General features: G+C 62.5%; 21 protein-coding genes. 16 read left to right on the plus strand and 5 right to left on the minus strand.

From position 1 onward, the window contains the following. The first annotated feature begins 225 nt into the window (after positions 1–225). The 7 genes from ssuE (at position 226) to coaA (ending at position 6,010) form a co-directional block, all read left to right on the plus strand. Positions 226–819: an NADPH-dependent FMN reductase gene (gene ssuE, locus L1O02_RS01425; protein ID WP_060841616.1), complete on the plus strand. Its 594-nt coding sequence runs from the start codon at positions 226–228 to the stop codon at positions 817–819. 91 nt (positions 820–910) lie between these two features. Next, a complete protein-coding gene (locus L1O02_RS01430; RefSeq protein WP_060841615.1) occupies positions 911–1,876 on the plus strand; it encodes a sulfonate ABC transporter substrate-binding protein in 966 nt (321 codons plus the stop codon). A 24-nt stretch (positions 1,877–1,900) separates the two neighbouring features. After that, positions 1,901–3,049: an FMNH2-dependent alkanesulfonate monooxygenase gene (gene ssuD, locus L1O02_RS01435; RefSeq protein ID WP_108545040.1), complete on the plus strand. Its 1,149-nt coding sequence runs from the start codon at positions 1,901–1,903 to the stop codon at positions 3,047–3,049. A gap of 9 nt (positions 3,050–3,058) precedes the next feature. Beyond that, a complete protein-coding gene (ssuC, locus tag L1O02_RS01440; RefSeq protein ID WP_108545041.1) occupies positions 3,059–3,847 on the plus strand; it encodes an aliphatic sulfonate ABC transporter permease SsuC in 789 nt (262 codons plus the stop codon). Next, entirely contained in the window at positions 3,844–4,650 is an 807-nt protein-coding gene (gene ssuB / locus L1O02_RS01445; protein ID WP_060841612.1) for an aliphatic sulfonates ABC transporter ATP-binding protein, read from the plus strand. Before ssuC ends, ssuB begins: the two co-directional genes overlap by 4 nt. 109 nt (positions 4,651–4,759) lie before the next feature. After that, positions 4,760–4,975 (plus strand): TOBE domain-containing protein, encoded by a 216-nt coding sequence (locus L1O02_RS01450; protein WP_011064106.1) that lies wholly within the window; start codon positions 4,760–4,762, stop codon positions 4,973–4,975. 198 nt (positions 4,976–5,173) lie between these two features. Continuing rightward, positions 5,174–6,010 (plus strand): type I pantothenate kinase, encoded by an 837-nt coding sequence (gene coaA / locus L1O02_RS01455; protein ID WP_231978988.1) that lies wholly within the window; start codon positions 5,174–5,176, stop codon positions 6,008–6,010. 4 nt (positions 6,011–6,014) lie between these two features. On the opposite strand, the gene L1O02_RS01460 is transcribed toward coaA, so the two are convergent. Both L1O02_RS01460 and L1O02_RS01465 read right to left on the minus strand, forming a co-directional pair. Further along, complete coding sequence (locus tag L1O02_RS01460; protein WP_060841610.1) at positions 6,015–6,653, minus strand: TetR/AcrR family transcriptional regulator; 639 nt, start codon at positions 6,651–6,653, stop codon at positions 6,015–6,017. A gap of 136 nt (positions 6,654–6,789) precedes the next feature. Further along, a complete protein-coding gene (locus L1O02_RS01465; protein WP_047306546.1) occupies positions 6,790–8,166 on the minus strand; it encodes a glutamine synthetase family protein in 1,377 nt (458 codons plus the stop codon). A gap of 278 nt (positions 8,167–8,444) precedes the next feature. Between L1O02_RS01465 and L1O02_RS01470 the strand changes: the two genes are divergently transcribed. The 8 genes from L1O02_RS01470 to L1O02_RS01505 all read left to right on the plus strand — a co-directional run bounded on the left by L1O02_RS01470 (position 8,445) and on the right by L1O02_RS01505 (position 17,628). Beyond that, positions 8,445–9,227 carry a gamma-glutamyl-gamma-aminobutyrate hydrolase family protein gene (locus L1O02_RS01470; protein WP_060841609.1) on the plus strand — a complete coding sequence of 261 codons (783 nt, stop codon included), beginning with the start codon at positions 8,445–8,447 and terminating at the stop codon, positions 9,225–9,227. 38 nt (positions 9,228–9,265) lie between these two features. Then, positions 9,266–10,624, plus strand: coding sequence for a glutamine synthetase family protein (locus L1O02_RS01475; protein ID WP_060841608.1), 1,359 nt, complete (start codon positions 9,266–9,268; stop codon positions 10,622–10,624). A gap of 53 nt (positions 10,625–10,677) precedes the next feature. Next, complete coding sequence (locus L1O02_RS01480; RefSeq protein WP_181321590.1) at positions 10,678–12,045, plus strand: aspartate aminotransferase family protein; 1,368 nt, start codon at positions 10,678–10,680, stop codon at positions 12,043–12,045. Between the two features lie 183 nt (positions 12,046–12,228). Next, the gene (locus tag L1O02_RS01485) at positions 12,229–13,326 is read left to right on the plus strand and encodes a polyamine ABC transporter substrate-binding protein (protein ID WP_060841606.1); all 1,098 of its coding nucleotides are present in this window, start codon (positions 12,229–12,231) and stop codon (positions 13,324–13,326) included. A gap of 189 nt (positions 13,327–13,515) precedes the next feature. Then, positions 13,516–14,610, plus strand: coding sequence for a polyamine ABC transporter substrate-binding protein (locus L1O02_RS01490; protein ID WP_060844910.1), 1,095 nt, complete (start codon positions 13,516–13,518; stop codon positions 14,608–14,610). 71 nt (positions 14,611–14,681) lie between these two features. Further along, complete coding sequence (gene potA, locus L1O02_RS01495; RefSeq protein WP_060841604.1) at positions 14,682–15,824, plus strand: polyamine ABC transporter ATP-binding protein; 1,143 nt, start codon at positions 14,682–14,684, stop codon at positions 15,822–15,824. Between the two features lie 35 nt (positions 15,825–15,859). Continuing rightward, positions 15,860–16,741, plus strand: coding sequence for an ABC transporter permease subunit (locus L1O02_RS01500; protein WP_173655965.1), 882 nt, complete (start codon positions 15,860–15,862; stop codon positions 16,739–16,741). After that, positions 16,738–17,628, plus strand: coding sequence for an ABC transporter permease subunit (locus tag L1O02_RS01505; RefSeq protein WP_060841603.1), 891 nt, complete (start codon positions 16,738–16,740; stop codon positions 17,626–17,628). The genes L1O02_RS01500 and L1O02_RS01505 overlap by 4 nt, the downstream gene beginning before the upstream one ends. 189 nt (positions 17,629–17,817) lie before the next feature. Here the strand turns inward: L1O02_RS01505 and L1O02_RS01510 are convergent, their stop codons facing one another. Together L1O02_RS01510 and L1O02_RS01515 are read right to left on the minus strand one after the other, a co-directional pair. After that, entirely contained in the window at positions 17,818–20,226 is a 2,409-nt protein-coding gene (locus tag L1O02_RS01510; RefSeq protein ID WP_108545043.1) for a penicillin acylase family protein, read from the minus strand. 105 nt (positions 20,227–20,331) lie between these two features. Then, positions 20,332–20,910: a DUF6436 domain-containing protein gene (locus L1O02_RS01515; RefSeq protein ID WP_060844908.1), complete on the minus strand. Its 579-nt coding sequence runs from the start codon at positions 20,908–20,910 to the stop codon at positions 20,332–20,334. A 110-nt stretch (positions 20,911–21,020) separates the two neighbouring features. On the opposite strand from L1O02_RS01515, the gene L1O02_RS01520 reads away from it, so the two are divergent. Then, entirely contained in the window at positions 21,021–21,959 is a 939-nt protein-coding gene (locus L1O02_RS01520; RefSeq protein ID WP_108545044.1) for an alpha/beta hydrolase, read from the plus strand. 93 nt (positions 21,960–22,052) lie between these two features. Here L1O02_RS01520 and L1O02_RS01525 read toward each other — a convergent pair whose 3' ends face one another. Continuing rightward, positions 22,053–22,805: a DUF2059 domain-containing protein gene (locus L1O02_RS01525; protein WP_016963463.1), complete on the minus strand. Its 753-nt coding sequence runs from the start codon at positions 22,803–22,805 to the stop codon at positions 22,053–22,055. Positions 22,806–22,964: the final 159 nt, after the last annotated feature.

Genomic DNA, 22,964 nt, shown 5'->3' on the forward strand with positions numbered 1-22,964 from the left:
CTCCTGCGCTGAATGCAGGGGGGTAACAGAACCATAAAGCAGGGGTTTTAAGGCCGTTTCGACGGCCTATTTTTTTGCCTGGAAATCACCATTACTTATATTCGTTTAAGGAATAAACAAATGAAAAAATAAGATTTATGGATATATAAATAGGCTGTTAAGGTCTGTGCAGTCCGGCGAGATCGCATCCCGCGAATCGCTTCTCTAGTTCAAGGAATCCCCCGAATGCTGGTGGTCTCTCTCGGTGGCAGTCCCAGTCAGCGATCCCGTTCCGGGGTGCTGCTGGAGTTGGCCAAGCGCTGGTTACAGCACAACGGCGTGGAAGTGGTCAGTTACCAGGTGCGGGACTTCCCGGCCGAGGATCTGCTTCACGCCCGCTTCGACAGCCCCAAGGTCATCGACTTGCTGCAACAGATCGACCAGGCCGATGGCCTGTTGATCGCTACGCCGGTGTACAAGGCGTCGTTTTCCGGGGCATTGAAAACCCTGCTCGACCTGCTGCCGGAGCGTGCCCTGAGCCACAAGGTGGTATTGCCCATGGCGACCGGCGGCAGCATCGCCCATATGTTGGCGGTGGATTACGCCCTAAAGCCCGTGCTCTCGGCGCTCAAGGCCCAGGAAATGCTCCAGGGCATCTTTGCCGAGGACAGCCAGATCGCCTACGGCGAAGGCAGTGTCCAGCCGCAGCTGGCCGAGGCCCTGGAACTGCGCCTGCGTGAAGCACTGGAGCAGTTCCACAGCGCCATGGCGCGCCGCCCCAAGCCGCTGGATCCACACCTGTTGAATGAACGTCTGTTGAGTGCTCGCTGGAGCATTTGAGCCACACCCCTGATGTGAATTACTGACCTTACTCGCCCGCCAACGGGCAAGCAGGTGCAGCCACAACCCCCACAGCAAAAAGGAGAGCGCCATGCGCCCTGTCATTTTGCGTCGCGGTCTGGTCGCTCTGTTTGCTGCGGCTGTGTCCTTCGGCGCCATCGTTCAAGCTCAAGCCGAAACCCTGCGTATCGGTTATCAGAAGTACGGCACCCTGGTGCTGCTCAAGGCCAAGGGCACCCTGGAAAAGCGCCTGGCGCAGCAAGGCGTGGACGTGAAGTGGACCGAGTTTCCGGGTGGTCCGCAGTTGCTGGAAGGGCTGAACGTCGGTTCCATCGACTTCGGCGTGACCGGCGAAACCCCGCCGGTGTTCGCCCAGGCCGCCGGTGCCGACCTGCTCTACGTGGCCTACGAACCACCGGCGCCCCATAGCGAGGCGATCCTGGTGCCCAAGGACTCGCCGATCAAGTCGGTGCAGGACCTCAAGGGCAAGAAAGTGGTGCTGAACAAGGGCTCCAACGTTCATTACCTGCTGGTCCGCGCCCTGGAAGACGCCGGCCTCAAGTACAGCGACATCCAGACCGTGTTCCTGCCGCCGGCCGATGCCCGCGCTGCGTTCGAGCGTGGCAGCGTCGACGCCTGGGTCATCTGGGACCCTTACCAGGCGGCGGCCGAGCAGCAACTGCAGGCGCGCACGCTGCGCGATGGCAGCGGCATCGTCGACAACCACCAGTTCTACCTAGCGACCAAACCCTATGCGCAACAGCACCCCGAGGTGATCAAGGCCCTGGTGGAAGAAGTGCGGGCGGTGGGCGAGTGGTCCAAGGCCAATCCGCAGGAGGTCACCGAGCAGGTGGCGCCGCTGCTCGGCCTGCCCACTGAGATCACCCTGACCTCGGTGAAGCGCCAGGGCTACGGCGCGGGCTTCCTGACTCCGGAGGTGATCGCCGCGCAGCAGAAAATCGCCGACAGCTTCTATCAGCTCAAGTTGATTCCCAAGCCGCTGAGCATCAAAGACGTGATCTGGACGCCCACCGCCGCCGTGGCCAAAGCGCCGTAAATCGACCCCTTAGGAGACAACTCCATGAGCCTCAACATCTTCTGGTTTCTGCCCACTCACGGCGACGGCCATTACCTTGGCACCGCCGAAGGCGCCCGCGCCGTGGATCATGCTTACCTGCAGCAGATCGCCCAGGCCTCCGACCGCCTGGGGTTTGGTGGCGTGCTGATCCCCACCGGACGCTCCTGCGAGGATTCCTGGCTGGTGGCGGCTTCGCTGATTCCGGTGACCCAGCGCCTGAAGTTTCTGGTCGCCCTGCGCCCCGGGATCATTTCCCCGACGGTGGCGGCGCGCCAGGCGGCGACCCTGGATCGGCTGTCCGGCGGCCGGGCGCTGTTCAACCTGGTGACCGGTGGCGACCCGGACGAACTGGCCGGTGACGGCCTGTTCCTCGACCATGAAGAGCGTTATCAGGCGTCGGTGGAGTTCACCCGTATCTGGCGCCGGGTGCTGGAAGGCGAAACCGTGGATTACGACGGCCAGCACATCAGTGTGAAGGGCGCCAAGTTGCTCTATCCGCCGCTGCAGCAACCGCGCCCGCCGCTGTATTTCGGTGGCTCTTCGGAAGCCGCTCAGGACCTGGCCGCCGAGCAGGTGGACATGGTTCTGACCTGGGGCGAGCCGCCGGCTGCCGTGGCCGAGAAGATCCGGCAGGTGCGTGACAAGGCCGCCAAGCTTGGACGCTGCGTGCGCTTCGGCATCCGCCTGCACGTGATTGTGCGGGAAACCAATGCCGAAGCCTGGCAGGCCGCCGAACGCCTGATTTCCCATCTGGACGACGACACCATCGCCCGGGCCCAGGCGTCCCTGGCGCGCTTCGACTCCGTTGGGCAGCAGCGCATGGCGGCCCTGCATGGCGGCCGTCGCGATCGGCTGGAAGTCAGCCCCAACCTCTGGGCCGGTGTCGGCCTGGTGCGTGGCGGGGCCGGCACCGCCCTGGTGGGAGACGGCCCGACCGTGGCGGCGCGGATGAAAGAGTACGCGGACCTGGGCATCGATACCTTCATCTTCTCCGGTTATCCACACCTGGAAGAGTCCTATCGCGTGGCCGAGTTGCTGTTCCCGCACCTGGATATCGAACGGCCCAAGCTGCCTGAAGCCGCCGGTTACGTCAGCCCGTTCGGGGAGATGGTCGCCAACGACATCATTCCCAAAGCCGCGTCCCAGAGCTGAGGTGCGGCCATGAATGGACAACGCATAGTGCAGCGTCTGGCGCCCTGGGCCCTGCCCTTGCTGCTGCTCGCGGTGTGGCAACTGTCGGTGTCGGCGGGTTGGCTGTCGACCCGCATCCTGCCGGCTCCCAGCGCAGTGATCGAAGCCGGGATCAGTCTGGTGCGCAGCGGTGATATCTGGACCCACCTGGCCATCAGTGGCTGGCGTGCGGGGCTGGGGTTTGTCATCGGTGGCGGTATCGGCCTGGCGCTGGGCTTCATCACCGGTCTGTCGAAGTGGGGCGAGCGGCTGCTGGACAGTTCGGTGCAGATGATCCGCAACGTGCCGCATCTGGCGCTGATCCCCCTGGTGATCCTGTGGTTCGGCATCGATGAGTCGGCGAAGATTTTCCTGGTGGCCCTGGGCACCCTGTTTCCCATCTACCTCAACACCTACCACGGCATCCGCAACGTCGATCCGGCGCTGGTGGAGATGGCGCGCAGTTATGGCCTGTCCGGCTTTGCGCTGTTTCGCCAGGTGATCCTGCCGGGGGCCTTGCCCTCGATCCTGGTGGGCGTGCGCTTTGCCCTGGGCTTCATGTGGCTGACCCTGATCGTCGCCGAAACCATCTCCGCCAGCTCCGGCATCGGCTACCTGGCGATGAACGCCCGGGAGTTCCTGCAGACCGACGTGGTGGTGCTGGCCATCGTCATGTACGCGGTGCTCGGCAAGCTGGCGGATCTGGCCGCGCGTGGCCTGGAACGGGTCTGGCTGCGCTGGCATCCGGCCTACCAAGTGGCCAAAGGCGGTGTCCAATGACGGCTCAACAACCTCCACGGCTGCTGCGGGGCATTCCCCTGGCCGTGCGCAAACTGCAAAAGACCTTCGGCTCGCGCCAGGTGCTGCGGGAAATCGACCTGCACATTCCCGCCGGCCAGTTCGTCGCGGTGGTGGGGCGCAGCGGTTGCGGCAAGAGCACCTTGCTGCGCCTGCTGGCCGGACTCGACCAGCCTTCGGGCGGGGAGTTGCTGGCGGGCTCCGCGCCCTTGAGCGCCGCCATCGAAGACACCCGGTTGATGTTCCAGGAAGCGCGTTTGTTGCCCTGGAAGAAAGTCATCGACAACGTCGGACTCGGTCTGGCGGGCCACTGGCGGCCCCAGGCCCTGGAAGCCCTTGAGGCGGTGGGCCTGGCCGATCGCGCCAATGAGTGGCCGGCGGCGCTGTCCGGTGGCCAGAAGCAGCGTGTGGCGCTGGCCCGGGCCCTGATCCATCAACCGCGGCTGTTGTTGCTGGACGAACCGCTGGGGGCGCTGGATGCCCTGACCCGGATCGAGATGCAGCAGTTGATCGAACGCCTCTGGCAGCAGCACGGTTTTACCGTGTTGCTGGTGACCCACGATGTCAGCGAGGCGGTGGCGATTGCCGATCGGGTGATCCTGATCGAGGACGGCGAGGTGGGGCTGGACCTGCACGTCGAGCTGCCGCGTCCGCGCGTGCGCGGTTCCCATCGCCTGGCGGCCCTGGAAACCCAAGTCCTCAACCGCGTGCTGTCACTGCCCGGCTCGCCGCCGGAACCGGAACCTGTTTCACCCTTGCCCACGCAGTTGCGTTGGGCGCTTTAGAGCAGCGGCAAGTTTTCAGCTGCAAGCGGCAAGCAAGAGCGTCGCGCTTGTGCTTGCCGCTGAGTGCTTGAAGCTTGCAGCTCTGTTTTTCGACCCTAGGAGAAATACCATGACCATCAAAGCCATCAACGTACGCAACCAGTTCAAGGGCACCATCAAGGAAATCGTCGAAGGCGACGTGCTCTCGGAAATCGATGTCCAGACCGCTTCCGGGATTGTCACTTCGGTGATCACCACCCGTTCGGTCAAGGAGCTGGAACTGTCCATCGGCAGCGAAGTGATTGCCTTTGTGAAGTCCACCGAGGTGTCGATCGCCAAGCTATGAGCGATGCCAGAGATCAGCCCCGAAGGGTGCGAGCCCTTCGGGGCTTTTTCATGGGCGCTGTAAATACCGGTCAGATTTGATACTTTCCCTGCTTTCGGCAAGACCTGAACAGTAAACATGACAACAGAGCAGGGTCCAAACGCAGGGTATCTGGAGTTCGATCGCGACCACTGGTCGGCGTTGCGGGCCGGAGAACCCATGAACCTGTCGCCGTCCGAGATGGACTCGCTGACCAGCCCGACCCAGCCCATGGCGTCCGAAGAGGTGCGGCAGATCCTGCTGCCCCTGTCGCGCCTGCTGCATTTGCATGCAGCCCAGGTGCAGTCGCTCAAGGTGCCCCAGGCCGGCTTCAAGGCCCCCTATGTGATCGGTGTGTCCGGCAGCGTGGCGGTGGGCAAGAGCAGTTTTGCCCGGGTCCTGGCGGCCCTCCTGGCCTATTGGCCGGGCAAGCCCAATGTGCACCTGGTGACCACGGATTCGTTTCTGTTCCCCCTGGCCACCCTGCAGGAAAAAAATATCCTGCATCGCAAGGGGTTTCCCGAGTCCTACGATGAGCCGCTGTTCGTGGATTTTCTCCAGGCCGTGTGCCGCAGGGGCGAGGCGGCGCGGATTCCCATCTATTCCCATGTCCGCTACGACATCCTGGCCGATGAGGCGCAGTCGGTGGAGGCGCCGGACATCATCATCCTCGAAGGCCTGAATGTGCTGCAGGGGGAGCGGGGCCAGGGCTTGAATCCCCTGGACTTCATCGACTTCTCCATCTATGTCGACGCGTCCGAGGAAGCGATCAAGGCCTGGTATCTGGAGCGTTTTGTCTACTTGAAGAACACCGCTTTCCAAGCGGCAGATTCCTATTTCAACAAGTACAAGGGGCTTTCGGACCCCGAGGCGTTGTCGGTGGCGTCCGATACCTGGGATAGGGTTAACCTGAAGAACCTTATCGAAAACATCCTGCCGACCCGGGAACGGGCCAACCTGATCATTCACAAATCAGCGGATCACAGCATCGACAGGCTGCTACTGCGGCAAGCTTGAGCGCTCAGAGTGGCGCTGGGCGCTTGGGCAGGTAGGGCGGTAGATACAGGCTCAGGTAGGCATCGAACACGCGCATGCCTTCCTCGGCCATGCGCGGGGTGATCTGCCCGTGCTGCTGCACCGAGCGGGCATACACCCGGTCCCCGAGCTCCATGGCCAGGGCGAACACGTCCACGTCGGCGGGCAATCTCGGCAGTTCGAAGTGTTGATTGAACAGTGTGTGCATCAGGTCCCCGAGCTCAAGGTCGTGCTGGCGATCGGCCTGGGTGACTTCGGTCAGTCCGTGCTGGGCGAGGATCAGCTGGCGGGCCGCCGCGTCCGCGCCGTAGATGTCGAGCATGCGCTGTTCCACCAGGCGTGACAGGTCACGCCAGCCCTGGAGCCGGTGGTGGTCGATGGGGGCTTGCAGGCAGGCACGAAACGCAGCGTGCACATCGGCGGTCAGGGCCTCCAGCAGGGCCGGGACGCTGGCGAAGAAGTGATAGACCGATGAGGGTGGAATCTGCGCCCGTTCGGCCACGCTGTAGATCGACAGGCTGGCCACGCCCTCGCTGGCCAGCAGGGTCCGGGCGGCCTCGAGTATCGAGTCGATCCGGGCCTGGCTGCGTGCACGGGGTTTGCGAAGCGGGGCGGTGCGCGTCATCGGTGTCTCCTACTGGGCAGCGGGCATTGTACGCGACAGTGCGAGGATTCCTGAATCCGCCGGCCATGGATCCGAGCCCCAAAAAAAACGCCGCGAGCGGTGAGCTGCGCGGCGTTCTTTATTTTGCGACAACCGCTTACACGGTGTGCAGGTACCAGTTGTACTCGAGGTCGGAGATGGAGTGTTCGAACTCCTCCAGCTCGCTCTCTTTGCAGGCCACGAAGATATCGATGTATTTCGGATCGATGTACTTGGCCATCACTTCACTGTCGTCCAGCTCGCGCAGGGCATCGCGCAAGTTGTTCGGCAGGCTTTGTTCGTTCTGCTCGTAGCTGTTGCCTTCGGTCGGTGCCGGCGGCTCGATCTTGTTGGTCAGGCCGTGGTGCACGCCCGCCAGGACCGATGCCATCAGCAGGTACGGGTTGGCGTCGGCACCGGCGACCCGGTGCTCGATGCGCACCGCATCAGCGGAGCCCGTCGGTACGCGAATGGCCACGGTACGGTTGTCCAGGCCCCAGCTCGGCGAGTTCGGCACATAGAACTGGGCGCCGAAACGACGGTAGGAGTTGACGTTCGGGCAGAGGAAGGCCATCTGCGCCGGTAGGGTCTCGAGCACACCGCCGATCGCGTGACGCAGTGCGGCGTTCTGCTCGGGATCCTCGCTGGCAAAGATGTTCTTGCCATCTTTATCCAGAACCGAAATGTGGACGTGCAGACCGTTGCCCGCCTGGCCCGGGTAAGGCTTGGCCATGAAGGTGGTGTCCATCTCATGGTCGTAGGCGATGTTCTTGATCAGGCGCTTGAGCAGTACCGCGTAGTCGCAGGCCTTGATCGGGTCGGCCACGTGGTGCAGGTTCACCTCGAACTGCGCCGGGGCACTTTCCTTGACGATGGCGTCGGCCGGGATGCCTTGCTCCTTGGCACCTTCCAGAATGTCCTGGAGGCAGTCGACGTATTCGTCGAGATCGTCGATCAGGTAGACCTGAGTGGAATGCGGGCGTTTACCGGAGATCGGCGAGCGTGGAGGCTGTGGACGGCCGTTCACGTTCTCCTGGTCGATCAGGTAGAACTCCAGTTCGAAGGCTGCGCAGATGGTCAGTCCCAGTTCGTCGAACTTGGTCACGACCTGACGCAGCACTTCCCGTGGATCGGCGAAGAACGGATCGCCTTCCAGCTCGTGCATGGTCATCAGCAGCTGCGCGGTAGGGCGCTTCTGCCAGGGTTCATTGCACAGGGTATCGGGGATCGGATAGCAGATTCGGTCAGCATCGCCGATGTCCAGGCCCAGGCCGGTGCTTTCCACCGTAGAGCCATTGATATCCAGGGCAAAGAGGGAGGCCGGCAGGTTGATGCCTTTCTCGTAAACCTTGTGGAGGCTGGTGCGTTCGATGCGCTTGCCGCGCACCACACCATTCATATCCGCAATCAGAAGGTCAACGTACAGAACCTCAGGATGTTCCTTAAGGAACGCGTTCGCTTCGTTAAGCTGAACGGCACGCGGGGGTACCGACATGATGCAACACCTTTGTTGTTAAAAATATCAATCATTGATCTTTTCTGGTTTCAGTCAACCCGAACGGCATGCCGAAGTCAAGTAAGGCTCTTTACGCCCTAATAAAGGGCTACCAAGGCTCTTTTGGGGCAAAACAGGGCATTTTTTGGGACTCGACTGCCTCGGGTAGCGCAGGCTTGAGCGGGCCGTGTTGTATTTTTTACGGGGGTGTTGTGTAAAAAAATGAACAAGGCTAAGCTCGAATCAAACCCATAACAGCAATAATACCGGGGTGTTTCATGTCTCGCCTGCCGTTAATCGGCATCACCGCCTGCTCCAGGCAGATCGGTCTGCATGCTTATCACATCAGTGGCGACGAGTATGTCCAGGCAGTAGCCAGCGCAGCCCAGGGCGTGCCGGTGATTCTTCCATCCCTGGCGCAGCTGCTTTCCCCGTCCGATATTCTGGACGGCCTGGACGGCATCCTCTTTACCGGCTCTCCCTCCAATATCGAACCTTTCCATTACCAGGGGCCCGCCAGCGCGCCCGGCACTGCTCATGATTCTGCACGGGATGCAGCGACCCTGCCCCTGCTGGACGCTGCCGTTGCCGCGGGCGTTCCCGTGCTGGGCATCTGCCGCGGGTTTCAGGAAATGAACGTCGCCCTGGGCGGCAGCCTCCACCAGAACGTGCATGAAGTGCCGCCGTTCATGGACCACCGCCATGATGAAGAGGCCGACCAGCCCCTGGATGCCTGGTACGCACCGGCCCATGACGTGCATGTCCAGGCCGGTGGTGTCCTGGCGGGCCTGGGCCTGCCGCAGACGATCCAGGTCAACTCGATTCATGCTCAAGGCGTTGAACGTCTGGCGCCGGGGCTGCGGGTCGAGGCGCTGGCTGTCGACGGCCTGGTCGAGGCCGTTTCGGTCGAAGCAAGCAAGGCTTTTGCGTTGGGGGTGCAATGGCACCCCGAATGGCAGGTAAGCTGCAACCCTCACTACCTGGCCATTTTCCAGGCTTTTGGTGATGCCTGCCGCCAGCGGGCAAAACAACGCGACGCCGAAGCGTCACACAACGCCTGACTTAATAGAGAGTCAGGAAACTCAGCCTAGAGGCATTTATGAGTAACAACCTCGACCAGCTCACCGATTGGTTGAAAGACCACAAGATCACAGAAGTCGAATGCATGATCGGCGACCTGACCGGTATCACCCGGGGCAAGATCTCGCCGACCAACAAGTTCATTGCCGAAAAAGGCATGCGCCTGCCCGAGAGCGTGCTGTTGCAGACCGTGACCGGCGACTATGTCGAAGACGACATCTACTACGAGCTGCTGGACCCGGCAGATATCGACATGGTCTGCCGTCCGGACCATAACGCGGTGTACCTGGTGCCCTGGGCCATCGAGCCCACGGCCCAGGTGATCCACGACACCTACGACAAGCAGGGCAACCCCATCGAGCTGTCGCCGCGCAACGTCCTGAAGAAAGTCCTCAAGCTCTACGCCGACCACGGCTGGCAGCCCATCGTGGCGCCGGAGATGGAGTTCTACCTGACCAAGCGCAGTGACGACCCCGACTACCCGCTGCAGCCGCCGATCGGCCGTTCCGGCCGCCCGGAAACCGGTCGCCAGTCGTTCTCCATCGAAGCGGCCAACGAATTCGATCCGCTGTTCGAGGACGTCTACGACTGGTGCGAACTGCAGGAACTGGACCTGGATACGCTGATCCACGAGGACGGCACGGCGCAGATGGAAATCAACTTCCGTCACGGCGATGCCCTGTCCCTGGCCGACCAGATCCTGGTGTTCAAACGCACCATGCGCGAAGCCGCGCTCAAGCACGACGTCGCCGCCACCTTCATGGCCAAGCCCATGACTGGCGAGCCCGGCAGTGCCATGCACCTGCACCAGAGCATCATCGACATCAACACTGGCAAGAACGTCTTCTCCAACGAGGACGGGACCATGAGCCAGCTGTTCCTCAACCACATCGGCGGCTTGCAGAAGTTCATCCCCGAGCTGCTGCCGCTGTTCGCTCCCAACGTCAACTCGTTCCGCCGCTTCCTGCCGGACACTTCGGCACCGGTGAACGTCGAGTGGGGCGAGGAGAACCGCACCGTAGGCCTGCGGGTGCCGGATGCCGGTCCGCAGAATCGTCGGGTGGAAAACCGCCTGCCGGGTGCCGACGCCAACCCCTACCTGGCGATCGCCGCCAGTCTGTTGTGTGGCTACATCGGCATGGTCGAGGGCCACAACCCAAGTGCGCCGGTGGTCGGGCGCGGCTATGAACGCCGCAACCTGCGTTTGCCGCTGACCATCGAGGACGCCCTGGAACGCATGGAAAACAGCAAGACCATCGAGAAGTACCTGGGCCAGAAGTTCATCACCGGCTACGTCGCGGTGAAGCGGGCCGAACATGAAAACTTCAAGCGCGTGATCAGTTCGTGGGAGCGGGAATTCCTGTTGTTCGCCGTCTGATTCGCCGGGCGCCACTGCCCGCCAGTGGCGCCTTCACTGACACTTAGGAGAGATTGATGACTCAAAAAAACCCGCAAACCCGCGAGTGGCAAACCCTCAGCAGTGATCACCACCTGGCGCCCTTCAGTGATTTCAAGCAATTGAAAGAAAAGGGGCCGCGGATCATCACCCACGCCAAAGGCGTGTATCTCTGGGACAGTGAAGGCAATCAGATTCTCGACGGCATGGCCGGTCTATGGTGCGTCGCCATCGGCTATGGCCGTGATGAGCTGGCCGATGCCGCCAGCCAGCAAATGCGCGAACTGCCGTACTACAACCTGTTCTTCCAGACCGCGCATCCGCCGGTGCTGGAGTTGTCCAAGGTGATTGCCGAGATCGCGCCGCAAGGCATGAATCATGTGTTCTTCACCGGTTCTGGTTCCGAAGGCAACGACACCATGCTGCGCATGGTCCGCCATTACTGGGCGATCAAGGGCCAGCCGAACAAGAAAACCATCATCAGCCGGGTCAATGGCTACCACGGCTCCACCGTGGCCGGCGCCAGCCTCGGCGGCATGACCTACATGCACGAACAGGGCGACTTGCCGATCCCGGGCATCGTCCATATCCCGCAACCCTACTGGTTCGGCGAGGGCGGCGACCTGAGCCCCGACGAGTTCGGCATCTGGGCGGCCAATCAACTCGAAGCAAAGATCCTGGAACTGGGCGTGGACAACGTCGGTGCCTTTATCGCCGAGCCGATCCAGGGCGCCGGTGGCGTGATCGTGCCGCCAGACAGCTACTGGCCGCGGATCAAGGAAATTCTCGCCAAGTACGACATCCTGTTTGTCGCCGACGAGGTGATTTGTGGCTTTGGTCGTACCGGTGAGTGGTTCGGTAGCGATTTCTACGACCTCAAGCCCGACATGATGACCATCGCCAAGGGCCTGACCTCCGGCTACATCCCCATGGGTGGCCTGATCGTGCGTGACGAAGTGGTGGCGGTGCTCAACGAGGGCGGCGACTTCAACCACGGTTTCACCTATTCCGGGCATCCGGTAGCCGCTGCCGTGGCCCTGGAGAACATCCGCATCATGCGCGAGGAAAAAATTATCCAGCGCGTCCATGAAAAAACGGCACCTTATTTGCAGAAACGTCTGCGTGAGCTAAACGACCATCCGTTGGTGGGCGAGGTTCGCGGGGTGGGTCTGCTGGGGGCGATCGAGCTGGTCAAGGACAAGGCCACCCGGGCGCGCTATCAGGGCCGGGGCGTGGGCATGATCTGTCGGCAGTTCTGTTTCGACAACGGTCTGATCATGCGTGCCGTGGGCGACACCATGATCATTGCCCCGCCGCTGGTGATCAGCGAAGCGGAGATCGACGAGCTGGTAGCCAAGGCGCGCAAGTGCCTGGACCTGACCTTGAGTGCCCTGCAGGGCTGAGTGCTAGGCTTTGATCGCGGTGCTTGCGGGCGCCCTGTTCGAAGCAGGCATAAAGGCCGGTCTTTCCTTGAAAGCCGGCCTTGGATCTTGCCAGACTACCCGCCGTTTTGGTTGCCCGGATATTGGCCGCTGAACGAGTGGTTAAAAAGAATAATTGGAGCATTACGCATGAAGGCATTAGGTATGAAGTTAGCTGGCAAGACCCTCCTCGCCATGTCCCTGATGGGCGTGATGGCGGCGGCAGCACAGGCGGACGATAAAGTGCTGCACGTTTACAACTGGTCCGACTATATCGCTCCGGACACCATCAAGAAGTTTGAAGCCGAGTCGGGCATCAAAGTGGTCTACGACGTGTTCGACAGCAACGAAACCCTGGAAGCCAAGTTGCTCGCCGGCAAATCCGGCTACGACGTGGTAGTGCCTTCCAACAACTTCCTGGCCAAGCAGATCAAGGCTGGCGTCTATCAGGAGCTGGACAAGTCCAAGCTGCCGAACTGGAAGAACCTCAACGAATCGCTGCTCAAGGCGGTATCGGTGAGCGACCCGGGCAACAAGCACGCATTCCCTTACATGTGGGGCTCGATCGGCATCGGTTTCAACGCCGAGAAGGTCAAGGCGGTGTTGGGTGCCGACGCACCGACCAACTCCTGGGACCTGCTGTTCAAGCCGGAAAATGCCGAGAAGTTGAAGGCCTGCGGCGTCAGCTTCCTCGATTCGCCAACCGAGATGATTCCGGTGGCGCTGCACTACCTGGGCTACCCGACCGACAGCCAGGACAAGAAACAGCTGGCTGAAGCCGAAGCGCTGTTCCTCAAGATCCGTCCTTCGATCGCCTACTTCCACTCCTCCAAGTACATCTCCGACCTGGCCAACGGCAACATCTGCGTCGCCGTGGGCTACTCGGGCGATATCTACCAGGCCAAGGCCCGTGCTGCCGAAGCCGGTGACAAGGTCAAGGTCAGCTACAACATTCCGAAAGAAGGTGCTGGCAGCTTCTACGACATGGTCGCCATCCCTAAAGACGCGGAAAACGTCGAAGGCGCCTACAAGTTCATGACCTTCCTGCAAAAGCCTGAAGTCATGGCCGAAATCACCAACGCCGTGCGTTTCCCCAACGGTAACGCGGCTGCAACCCCACTGGTCGATAAAGACATCACCAGCGACCCGGGCGTTTACCCGCCAGCTGAAGTCCAGGCCAAGCTGTACGCGATTGCCGACCTGCCGGCCGCGACCCAGCGCATCCTGACCCGCAGCTGGACCAAGATCAAATCCGGCAAATAAGCCGATTTGCAGCACGACCTGTTGCCGTCGTCATGGCGAGGGCGGCAACAGGAAACAATTAAATGACAGAAAGTTTTGCTGGATTGGTTTATCGAGGGTAAGTTGCGCGCCGGTTTTGTTGCTGGGCAGCTCGGAGGCTGTCAGGTAGCGCGGGGCAACTTGGGCCCAACTATTGAAGAGGACCTCCACTTGCCTATTTCTTTATTTCGCAAAGCCATGCTGGTCGCCGCCAGCCTGACGCTGGTGGCTGGCGTCCAGGCTGCACCGTCCGTGCATATTTATAACTGGTCCGACTACATTGGGAAAAACACCCTGGCCGAGTTTGAAAAGGCCACGGGCATCAAGCCGGTGTATGACGTTTTCGATTCCAACGAAACCCTGGAAGGCAAGTTGCTGGCCGGTCGTACCGGTTATGACGTGGTGGTGCCGTCCAACCACTTCCTGGGCAAGCAGATCAAGGCCGGCGCGTTCCAGAAGCTCGACAAGAGCCTGCTGCCGAACTACTCGAATCTCGATCCGGCGCTGCTCAAGCGCCTGGAAATGAACGACCCGGGCAACCAGTACGCAGTGCCGTACCTGTGGGGCACCAACGGCATCGGCTACAACGTCGACAAGGTCAAGGCCGTGCTGGGCGTGGACAAGATCGACTCCTGGAGCGTGCTGTTCGAGCCGGAGAACATCAAGAAGCTCAACAGCTGCGGGGTGGCCTTCCTCGACTCCGCCGATGAAATGCTGCCCACGGTCCTCAACTACCTGGGCCTGGATGCCAACAGCACCAACCCCCAGGACTACAAGAAGGCCGAGGCCAAGCTGCTGGCGGTGCGTCCCTACGTGACCTACTTCCATTCGTCCAAGTACATCTCGGACCTGGCCAACGGCAATATCTGCGTGGCCATCGGCTTTTCCGGCGATGTGTTCCAGGCCAAGGCCCGGGCCGCCGACGCCGGCAAGGGCGTGAACATCGCCTACGCCATTCCGAAGGAAGGCGGTGCCCTGTGGTTCGACATGCTGGCGATCCCCAAGGACTCGACCAACGTCAAGGAGGCTCACGCCTTCATCAACTATTTGCTGCAACCTGAGGTGATTGCCCAGGTCAGTGACTACGTCGGTTATGCCAACCCCAACCCCGGGTCGGACAAGCTGATGGAGCAGTCCATTCGCACCGACGAAGCGGTTTATCCACCGCAAGCCGTACTCGACAAGACCTACGTGTCCATCGAGTTGCCACCCAATATCCAACGCTTGATGACCCGCAGCTGGACCAAGGTCAAGACGGGTAAATAGTTCCACAGGCTCAAACTATCCAAGGTCCGCCCGCATGGGGCGGGCTGCAAATTTTGTTGGGAGTTTCGCAAATGGCAGTTGCCTCCGGCGCCTATAAGAAAGCCCTCGAGGGCGACCAGACACCTAAGCAGGTGCTGGTCAAAATCGACCGGGTCACGAAGAAGTTCGACGAGACGGTTGCCGTGGACGATGTGTCCCTGGAAATCAAGAAGGGCGAGATCTTCGCCCTGCTCGGCGGTTCGGGTTCGGGCAAGTCCACCTTGCTGCGGATGCTGGCCGGTTTCGAACGGCCAACGGAGGGGCGAATCTTCCTCGATGGTGTGGACATCACCGACATGCCGCCCTACGAGCGGCCGATCAACATGATGTTCCAGTCCTACGCGCTGTTCCCGCACATGACCGTGGCCCAGAACATCGCCTTCGGCCTCAAGCAGGACAAGATCCCGCCGGCGGAAATCGACGCACGGGTGGCAGAAATGCTCAAGCTGGTGCAGATGAGCCAGTACGCCAAGCGCAAGCCGCACCAGCTGTCCGGTGGCCAGCGCCAGCGCGTGGCCCTGGCCCGTTCCCTGGCCAAGCGTCCCAAGCTGCTCTTGCTGGACGAACCCATGGGCGCCCTGGACAAGAAACTGCGTTCGCAGATGCAGCTGGAGCTGGTGGAAATCATCGAGCGTGTCGGCGTGACCTGCGTGATGGTGACCCACGACCAGGAAGAGGCCATGACCATGGCCGAGCGCATCGCCATCATGCACCTGGGCTGGATCGCTCAGATCGGCAGCCCGATCGACATCTACGAGACCCCGGTCAGCCGCCTGGTCTGCGAATTCATCGGCAACGTCAACATCTTCGAGGGTGAAGTGGTGGACGATGCCGAGGGTCACGCGCTGATCACCTGCAAGGACCTGGATCGCAACATCTACGTCGGCCACGGCATCAGTACCTCGGTGCAGGACAAGTCGGTGACCTACGCGATTCGTCCGGAGAAGCTGCTGGTCACCGCCGAAATGCCGACCTGCGAATACAACTGGTCCAGCGGCAAGGTGCATGACATCGCCTACCTGGGCGGGCATTCGGTGTTCTACGTCGAGCTGCCGAGCGGCAAGCTGGTGCAATCCTTCGTCGCCAACGCCGAGCGCCGTGGCGCGCGGCCGACCTGGGGTGACCAGGTCTACGTCTGGTGGGAAGACGACAGCGGCGTGGTACTGCGCTCATGAACATGCGAAAGCTCAAGCGCCGACTCAATCGAATAATTCCCGGTGGCCGTCAGATGGTCATCGGGGTTCCGTTCATCTGGCTGTTCCTGTTTTTCATGCTGCCGTTCTTCATCGTCCTGAAGATCAGCTTCGCCGAAGCGGACGTGGCCATTCCGCCGTACACCGAGATCTACAGCTACGTCGACCAGAAGCTGCAGGTGCTGCTCAACCTGGGCAACTACGCCATGCTGGGGGACGACGAGCTGTACATCGCCGCCTACCTCGGCTCGCTGAAGATGGCGTTCTTCAGCACCATCCTCTGCCTGCTGATCGGCTACCCGATGGCCTATGCCATCGCCAGTGCCCGCAAAGAGCTGCAGACCGTGCTGGTGCTGTTGATCATGATGCCGACCTGGACCGCGATCCTGATCCGCGTCTATGCCTGGATGGGCATCCTCAGCAACAACGGCCTGCTCAACGGCTTCCTGCTGTCCATGGGCTGGATCAACGAGCCGCTGCAGATCCTCAACACCAACATCGCGGTGTACATCGGCGTGGTCTATTCCTACCTGCCGTTCATGATCCTGCCGCTGTACGCCAACCTGGTGAAGCACGACACCAGCCTGCTGGAGGCCGCTGCCGACCTGGGCTCGAGTACCTTCAACAGCTTCTGGAAGATCACCGTGCCGCTGTCCAAGAACGGCATCATCGCCGGCTGCATGCTGGTGTTCATCCCGGTGGTGGGCGAGTTCGTGATTCCGGAACTCCTGGGCGGCCCGGAAACCCTGATGATCGGCAAGGTGCTGTGGCAAGAGTTCTTCAACAACCGTGACTGGCCGGTGGCGTCCGCCCTGGCGGTGGTGATGCTGGCGATCCTGATTGTGCCGATCATCCTGTTCAACCGCAGTCAGGCCAAGGAAATGGAGGGCAAGGAATGAAGCGCTTCAGTTTCTCCAGCCTGATGCTGGTGTTGGGCCTGTTGTTCATCTACCTGCCGATGCTGATCCTGGTGATCTACTCGTTCAACGCCTCGAAACTGGTGACCGTTTGGGGCGGCTGGTCGATCAACTGGTACGTCGGCCTGCTGGATAACACCCAGCTGATGGGCTCGGTGGTGCGTTCCCTGGAGATCGCCTGCTACACCGCGGTGGCGGCGGTGGCCCTGGGCACCCTGGCGGCGTTCGTGCTGACCCGGATCACCCACTTCAAGGGGCGCACCCTGTTCGGTGGCCTGGTGACCGCGCCGCTGGTGATGCCCGAGGTGATCACCGGTCTGTCGCTGTTGCTGCTGTTCGTGGCCATGGCCCAGGCTGTGGGCTGGCCGCAGGAGCGCGGCATCGTCACCATCTGGATCGCCCACACCACGTTCTGCGCGGCCTATGTGGCGGTGGTGGTGTCGGCTCGCTTGCGCGAGCTTGACCTGTCCATCGAAGAGGCGGCCATGGACCTGGGCGCGCGGCCGTGGAAGGTGTTCTTCCTGATCACCATCCCGATGATCGCGCCCTCGCTGGCGGCCGGCGGCATGATGTCCTTTGCCTTGTCCCTGGATGACCTGGTGCTGGCCAGCTTCGTTTCCGGCCCGGGTTCCACCACCTTGCCGATGGAGGTGTTCTCGGCGGTGCGCCTGGGGGTCAAGCCGGAGATCAACGCCGTGGCCAGCCTGATCCTGCTGGCGGTGTCCCTGGTGACCTTCCTGGTCTGGTTCTTCAGCCGTCGCGCCGAAGAATCCCGCAAGCGCGCGATCCAGCAGGCCATCGAAGAAAGCGCCGCCGACTCGTGGAAGCAGCCGGACGTGCGCCGAGCCCAAGCGCCGGAAGCGGTCTGACCTCAGGTTCGCAACACCTCAGGTTCGCAATAAAAAAAACCTCGCCCCGTAACCGGGAGCGAGGTTTTTTATTGCCTCATGCCGCCTGTTTCGCCGTAGGAGCCGGCTTGCCGGCGAAAGCGTTCGCGAGATGCACGCCAGGCTTGCAAGCCTCTTCGCTGGCAAGCCAGCTCCTACGGGGCGGGGTGCTCAGGGGCGGCGCGCCGGCAGCAGCTTCAGGGTGCTGCGGGTATTGGCGGTGACTTCCTCGTCGCTGAAGTGAGCCTGTTGGTAGACGCCTTCGATGTAGGCCTCGGCCTGGTCGTCGTAGTGCTTGTCGAACAGCACGCCGCTCTGGCCCACCGGGTTGATGGTCAGGCTGTGGGCCGGGTCGGCGAAGTCGATGATGCGTCGGGTCGAGGGACCGTAGACCACCGACCAGGGCGCCGGCCCGATCTTGGCGGTGAGGTTGTTCGGCACCTCATGGCTGCCGGGAGCGTCCAGGGGGCCGACGTTGAATACCCGGTCCAGAGGCTTCTGCATTCCGAGGGGATGGCCGTGGGTCAGGGTGTGGGCGCTGCCCCAGCGCCACTGGGCCGGGTTGGCGCCGAGGGTCAGCCGCAGGTGGTCGATGCTGGCGCGCCAGGCCACCCTGACCGTGTCGGCCCGGCTTTCGCGCTGTGGCGTGGTGCGGTTGTCCCACCAGGGCGAGTCGGGATCGGCCGCCAGCCGGGGCAGGGCGGCATCCACCACCCGGGCCTGGATCAGCGCGTCGAAGTAGGCGTCACCGAGTTTTTCATGGAAGGTGGCGTTGGCCAGCTCGAACAGGAACTGGTTGAACAGGGTGGCGCTGGTGGAGTCCAGCGGGTAGTCGCCCTGCCACTTGGCCAGTTGCTCCACCAGCTTCAGTTCCTCGGGGTCGCCGACCACGTCCCGCAGCACGGGCAGCAGCGGTGCCAGCAGGCGCGGCCCGTAGGCGGTGGTCGTGCCCAGTTGCAGCTTCTGGGTGTTTTCCAGGTCCCATTTCACGCTCTTGTCGCTGAGCTGGCGATCCAGTTGCTGGCCGCGGTCGGCGAGGTTGTAGTAGCCGGGAATCTCCATGCCGGTAGGGGAAACCGGTTGGAAATTGGCCGAGACAATGTAGCCCCGGGCCGGATTCTCTTCCTGAGGGTTGGCACTGAAGGGATAGAAGCCTTCCTTGTCGGCCATGGCCGTGCTGCCGTCGAGCATGAACGCCGGCTTGGCCCCGGCCGGGCGCTTGGGCAGCAGCGCCGCCGCCCACCAGCCGATATCGCCCTTGGCGTTGGCCCAGATGATGTTGAGACCGGGGGCATGGACCTTGGCCGCCGCAGCGCGGACCTTGGCCAGGGTGTCGGCGCGGTTGAGCTGGTAGAAACCGTCGAGGATCGGGTTCGGGGTTTCCAGGAAACCCCACCACATGGCCACCGGGGCCTTGCCCACGGTGGTGCCGAGCATGTCGTTGATGATCGGTCCGTGGGGCGAGCGGCGCAGGGTCAGGGTGACCGGGGCCTGGCCCTTGACCGCAATCTGCTGCTCGCTGCTGATCAGGTCGACCCACTGGTCACGAAACCAGACCTGATTGGCGTTCTGCGGGTTGACCTTCTCGGCGATCAGGTCGAGATCGTCGTTCTGGAACATGGTCAGGCTCCAGCCGAAATCCAGGTTGTGGCCCAGGAAGGCGAAGGGCACCAGGGCCTGATGATGGCCATAGAGCTCGAAGCCCGGCGCCGACAGCTGCGCCTCGTACCACACCGACGGCAGGGAATAGCGGATGTGCGGGTCGCCGGCCAGCAGGGGGCGCCCGCTTTTGGTCCGCGTGCCGGCCACGGCCCAGGCGTTGCTGCCTTCGAATTGCGGCAGTCCGGCGTCGCTCAGGGCATCCTGGCTCAAGCGCGAGATCCGGCCCAGGTCCTGCCAGTCGACCGCGGCCAGGGGCAGCGCCGGTTGCGGCTTGCCCTTGGCCAGCACGCCCTTGGGCTGCCAGTCGAGGTCGAAGACTTTCAGGTAATCGTTGCCCAGCTGATCGCGGATGTAGGTCAAGAGCGGTTCGGTGCGAAAGGCCATGGCGAAGCTGTAGGCCATGAAGCCGGCGACGCTGACCGTGTCCTCGGCGGTGAACGGCCGCTTGTGGATGCCCAGGGCATCGAACTCCATGGGGCTGGCGTGGCTGTCCTGATACTGGTTGATGCCGTCCAGATAGGCTTCCAGGGCCTTCCACGCCGGAGACTGGCGGTCAAGGCCGGCCACGTAGCTGTCGGCGCGCTCGCGGATGCGCAGGCTGCGGAACAGCTTGTCGGTGTCCAGCAGCTTGGGGCCGAGGACTTCTGCCAGCTCGCCCCGGGACAGGCGGCGCAGCATTTCCATCTGGAACAGCCGGTCCTGGGCGTGGACGTAACCCAGGGCGCGATACAGGTCGGCTTCGTTTTCCGCACGGATGTGCGGGACCCCGCGCTCGTCGTAGCGCACGGTCACCGAGCCCTGCAGGCCACGGATTTCCACCTGGCCCTGACGCGTCGGCTGCTTGCTGTACAGATAACCGGCGGCACCCGCCAGCAGGGCGAGGATCAGAACGGCGACCAGAGTCAGGCTGCGTTTCATGCGGGCTCCTTGCTGTTGTTGTCAGTGCCGCCTTGAGAGCTGCAGAGATTTAGCACAAGTCTTGGGCCTCGGGCAGGAGGCGGTCCTTGAATAGTCGCGAATGCCTTAGTGGGTACTGGCCGGCCAGGGACAATAGCAGCCTACCGCCAGGGTATGGGTGGCATTGATCTGGCGATCGCTGGCCAAGGCCTGGAGGATGGGCTCGATGAAGCTGTTGCTGGAATTGCAGGTCAGGCCTTCGCTGTAGGGCCCGAAGTAGGCCAGCTTGCCGTTGCGATCCCAGATCGCCACCGCCGGACTGGCGGGGATCTGTTCGGCGCCGGGCAGGTGGTCGAGGGGCTTCAGGGCGCTCAGGGTCGCGGGCAACTGGCCGTGACTGCCGGGTTTCTGCACCGAATAGAACTCCACGCCTTGCGAGCCGTAGGTGGCGATCAGTTCGGCCAGGTGCTGCTGGTTGCCGACGTTGCAGGGGCAGGCCGGATCCCAGAAGTGCACCAGGCGAATGGCGCCAGGGCCGGCCAGTTCGGCGGGCAGTTGCAGCGGGTCGCCGGAAAATACCGCGGTGTGTTCACTGAACGCCCGCAGATAGCGCCCCTGGAACCAGTCGTAGGCGCTCCACAGCACAACGGCGCACATCAGGACGAGCAGGCTGGCAAGCAGGGGCGTGCGGTAAGACTGGCGCATTAAGATCGGTCCTCGAAGGTCGCGTAGCTTGCCATGCTTGTCGCGACAGATGAATATCGCAGGCCCAGAAAGCCCGTTTTGTCTCAATGCCCTCCGTTTTGGAAAACCCCATGTCCGTGAACTTCGACCCCGACCATCTGCGTGCCAGCCTGCAACCCCTGGTGGCCGGGCAGCCCTTGTCGGCCGAGGCTCAGGCCTATCAACGCTTCTACGGGCTGGACTTTGCCGGACGGGCGCTGGTGCCCCGCAGTCGCCTGGGCCGTATCCAGGTGGACGACTACGAGGTGGTCTGCCAGGTCTGGTGGCCGGAGCAGCCGCGGGCGACGCTGTTTCTGTTCCACGGCTTCTACGATCACATGGGCTTGTACCGGCATGTGATCGAATGGGCGCTGCAGCGCCGCTTCGTGGTGATCTCCTGCGATCTGCCAGGGCATGGCCTGTCCAGCGGCGAGCGCGCCAGCATCGATGATTTCGCGGTGTATCAGCGGGTGCTGCAAGGCCTGTTCGGCGAGGCCCGGGCCCTGGACCTGCCCCAGCCCTGGCACCTGTTCGGGCAAAGTACCGGCGGCGCCATCATCATGGATCACCTGCTCAACCAGGGCGCCGAGAGTCCGGCCCAGGGGCGGGTGGTGCTGCTCTCGCCCCTGGTGCGGCCGCGGGCCTGGGGCTGGTCGATGCTCAGCTACTACGTGCTGCGGCCCTTCGTCACTGGCATTGCCCGACGCTTCAGCGAGAACTCCAATGACCCGGATTTCCTTGCCTTCCTCCAGGCCGACCCCTTGCAACCGCAGCGCTTGCCAACGGCCTGGGTGGGGGCGCTGTCGCGCTGGATCAAGCGCCTGGAAGCGGCGCCACGCAGCTCCAGGCAGCCGCTGATCGTCCAGGGCGACGCGGACATGACCGTGGACTGGCAGCACAACCTGCAGGTGATTCGCGGCAAGTTCGCCGCGCCCGAAATCCTCATGCTGGCGCAAGCGCGGCACCACCTGGCCAATGAAATTGCGTCATACCGCGACCAGTATTTCGCCTTTCTTGACCGGTATTTCTGAGTCGCCGCGGCGACCGCCCGCGAGCGTTGCGCGCAGCAGCAATCTGCTGCGCGGCCCTGGGCAGTCGCTACGAGGGGGCTTTGCGTGCCGGGCTCAGGGGGCGAGGCTGGAGGTGCTCTGGCCGACGGCCAGGCCGGCGCGAATCGCTGCCAGGGCCGCCTGGTAGTAGGCCTTGCCTTCGCTGGATTCGGCGAAGGTGGCGAACTCTTCGAGTTCGGTGTCGGACAGATCCCGATAGACGTAGAGCAAGGTGTTGTTCAGGTCGTTGCCGATCTGCTGCATCAATCGCTGGCGCTGGCCATTGAGCATGCCCTGGGCCTGGCCGCCTCCCAGCAGTCCGGGAATCATCTGGCTCAGGCTGTCGGCGGCGACCCCGGCAATCGCCAGGCTGACTTCCGCCCCGGCTTCCTTGGCCGGCAGGGCCTGGGCCAGGTGGCCGATGATCAACTGGCGGGTGTCGCTGGCCTGCATCTTGGGCAGGCCCTGGGCGTTCTTGGCCAACTGGTCGCGACGGGTGGCCAGCAGTTCGGCGGCAACGATCTTGCGTCCCAGGGGCGATTGGAAGAAGGCCAGGGCCGGTGCGGGATCGGCCAGGTGCTGGCGCAGTTGGGCTTCGGCACGGCGGTCCACGGCCTGGGGCGCAAAGCGCTGATTGCTGTTGTCCACCAGGGCCTGGTAGACCGCTGGCGGCAAGCTGTTCTGGTAGCGCTGCTGGGCGGCGCTGAGGGCATCGTTGAAATGCGCGCGCTGTTCCGGCCAACCGGCGACCTTGTACAACTGGTCGTGGCTGTCTGCCCAGGCAGGCAAGGCGCAGAACATCAACAGTGAGAAAAGCAAACGGCGCATAAGGACTCCTGTCAGCAGGCGACTATTCTCCGGGGCAAGGCGATGGTTGTCGAGAATTCGTATCAGGATCGCCAGCTAAAGTCATGAGTGGAAAGTGCATTGGAAAAAAATGCTCGATCCTCCGCTCTGCGGCTCTGTCAGATTTATCTGATGCTGGAT

It is taken from the genome of Pseudomonas sp. BC42, assembly GCF_021560055.1.
In the GTDB taxonomy this organism is placed as follows: domain Bacteria; phylum Pseudomonadota; class Gammaproteobacteria; order Pseudomonadales; family Pseudomonadaceae; genus Aquipseudomonas.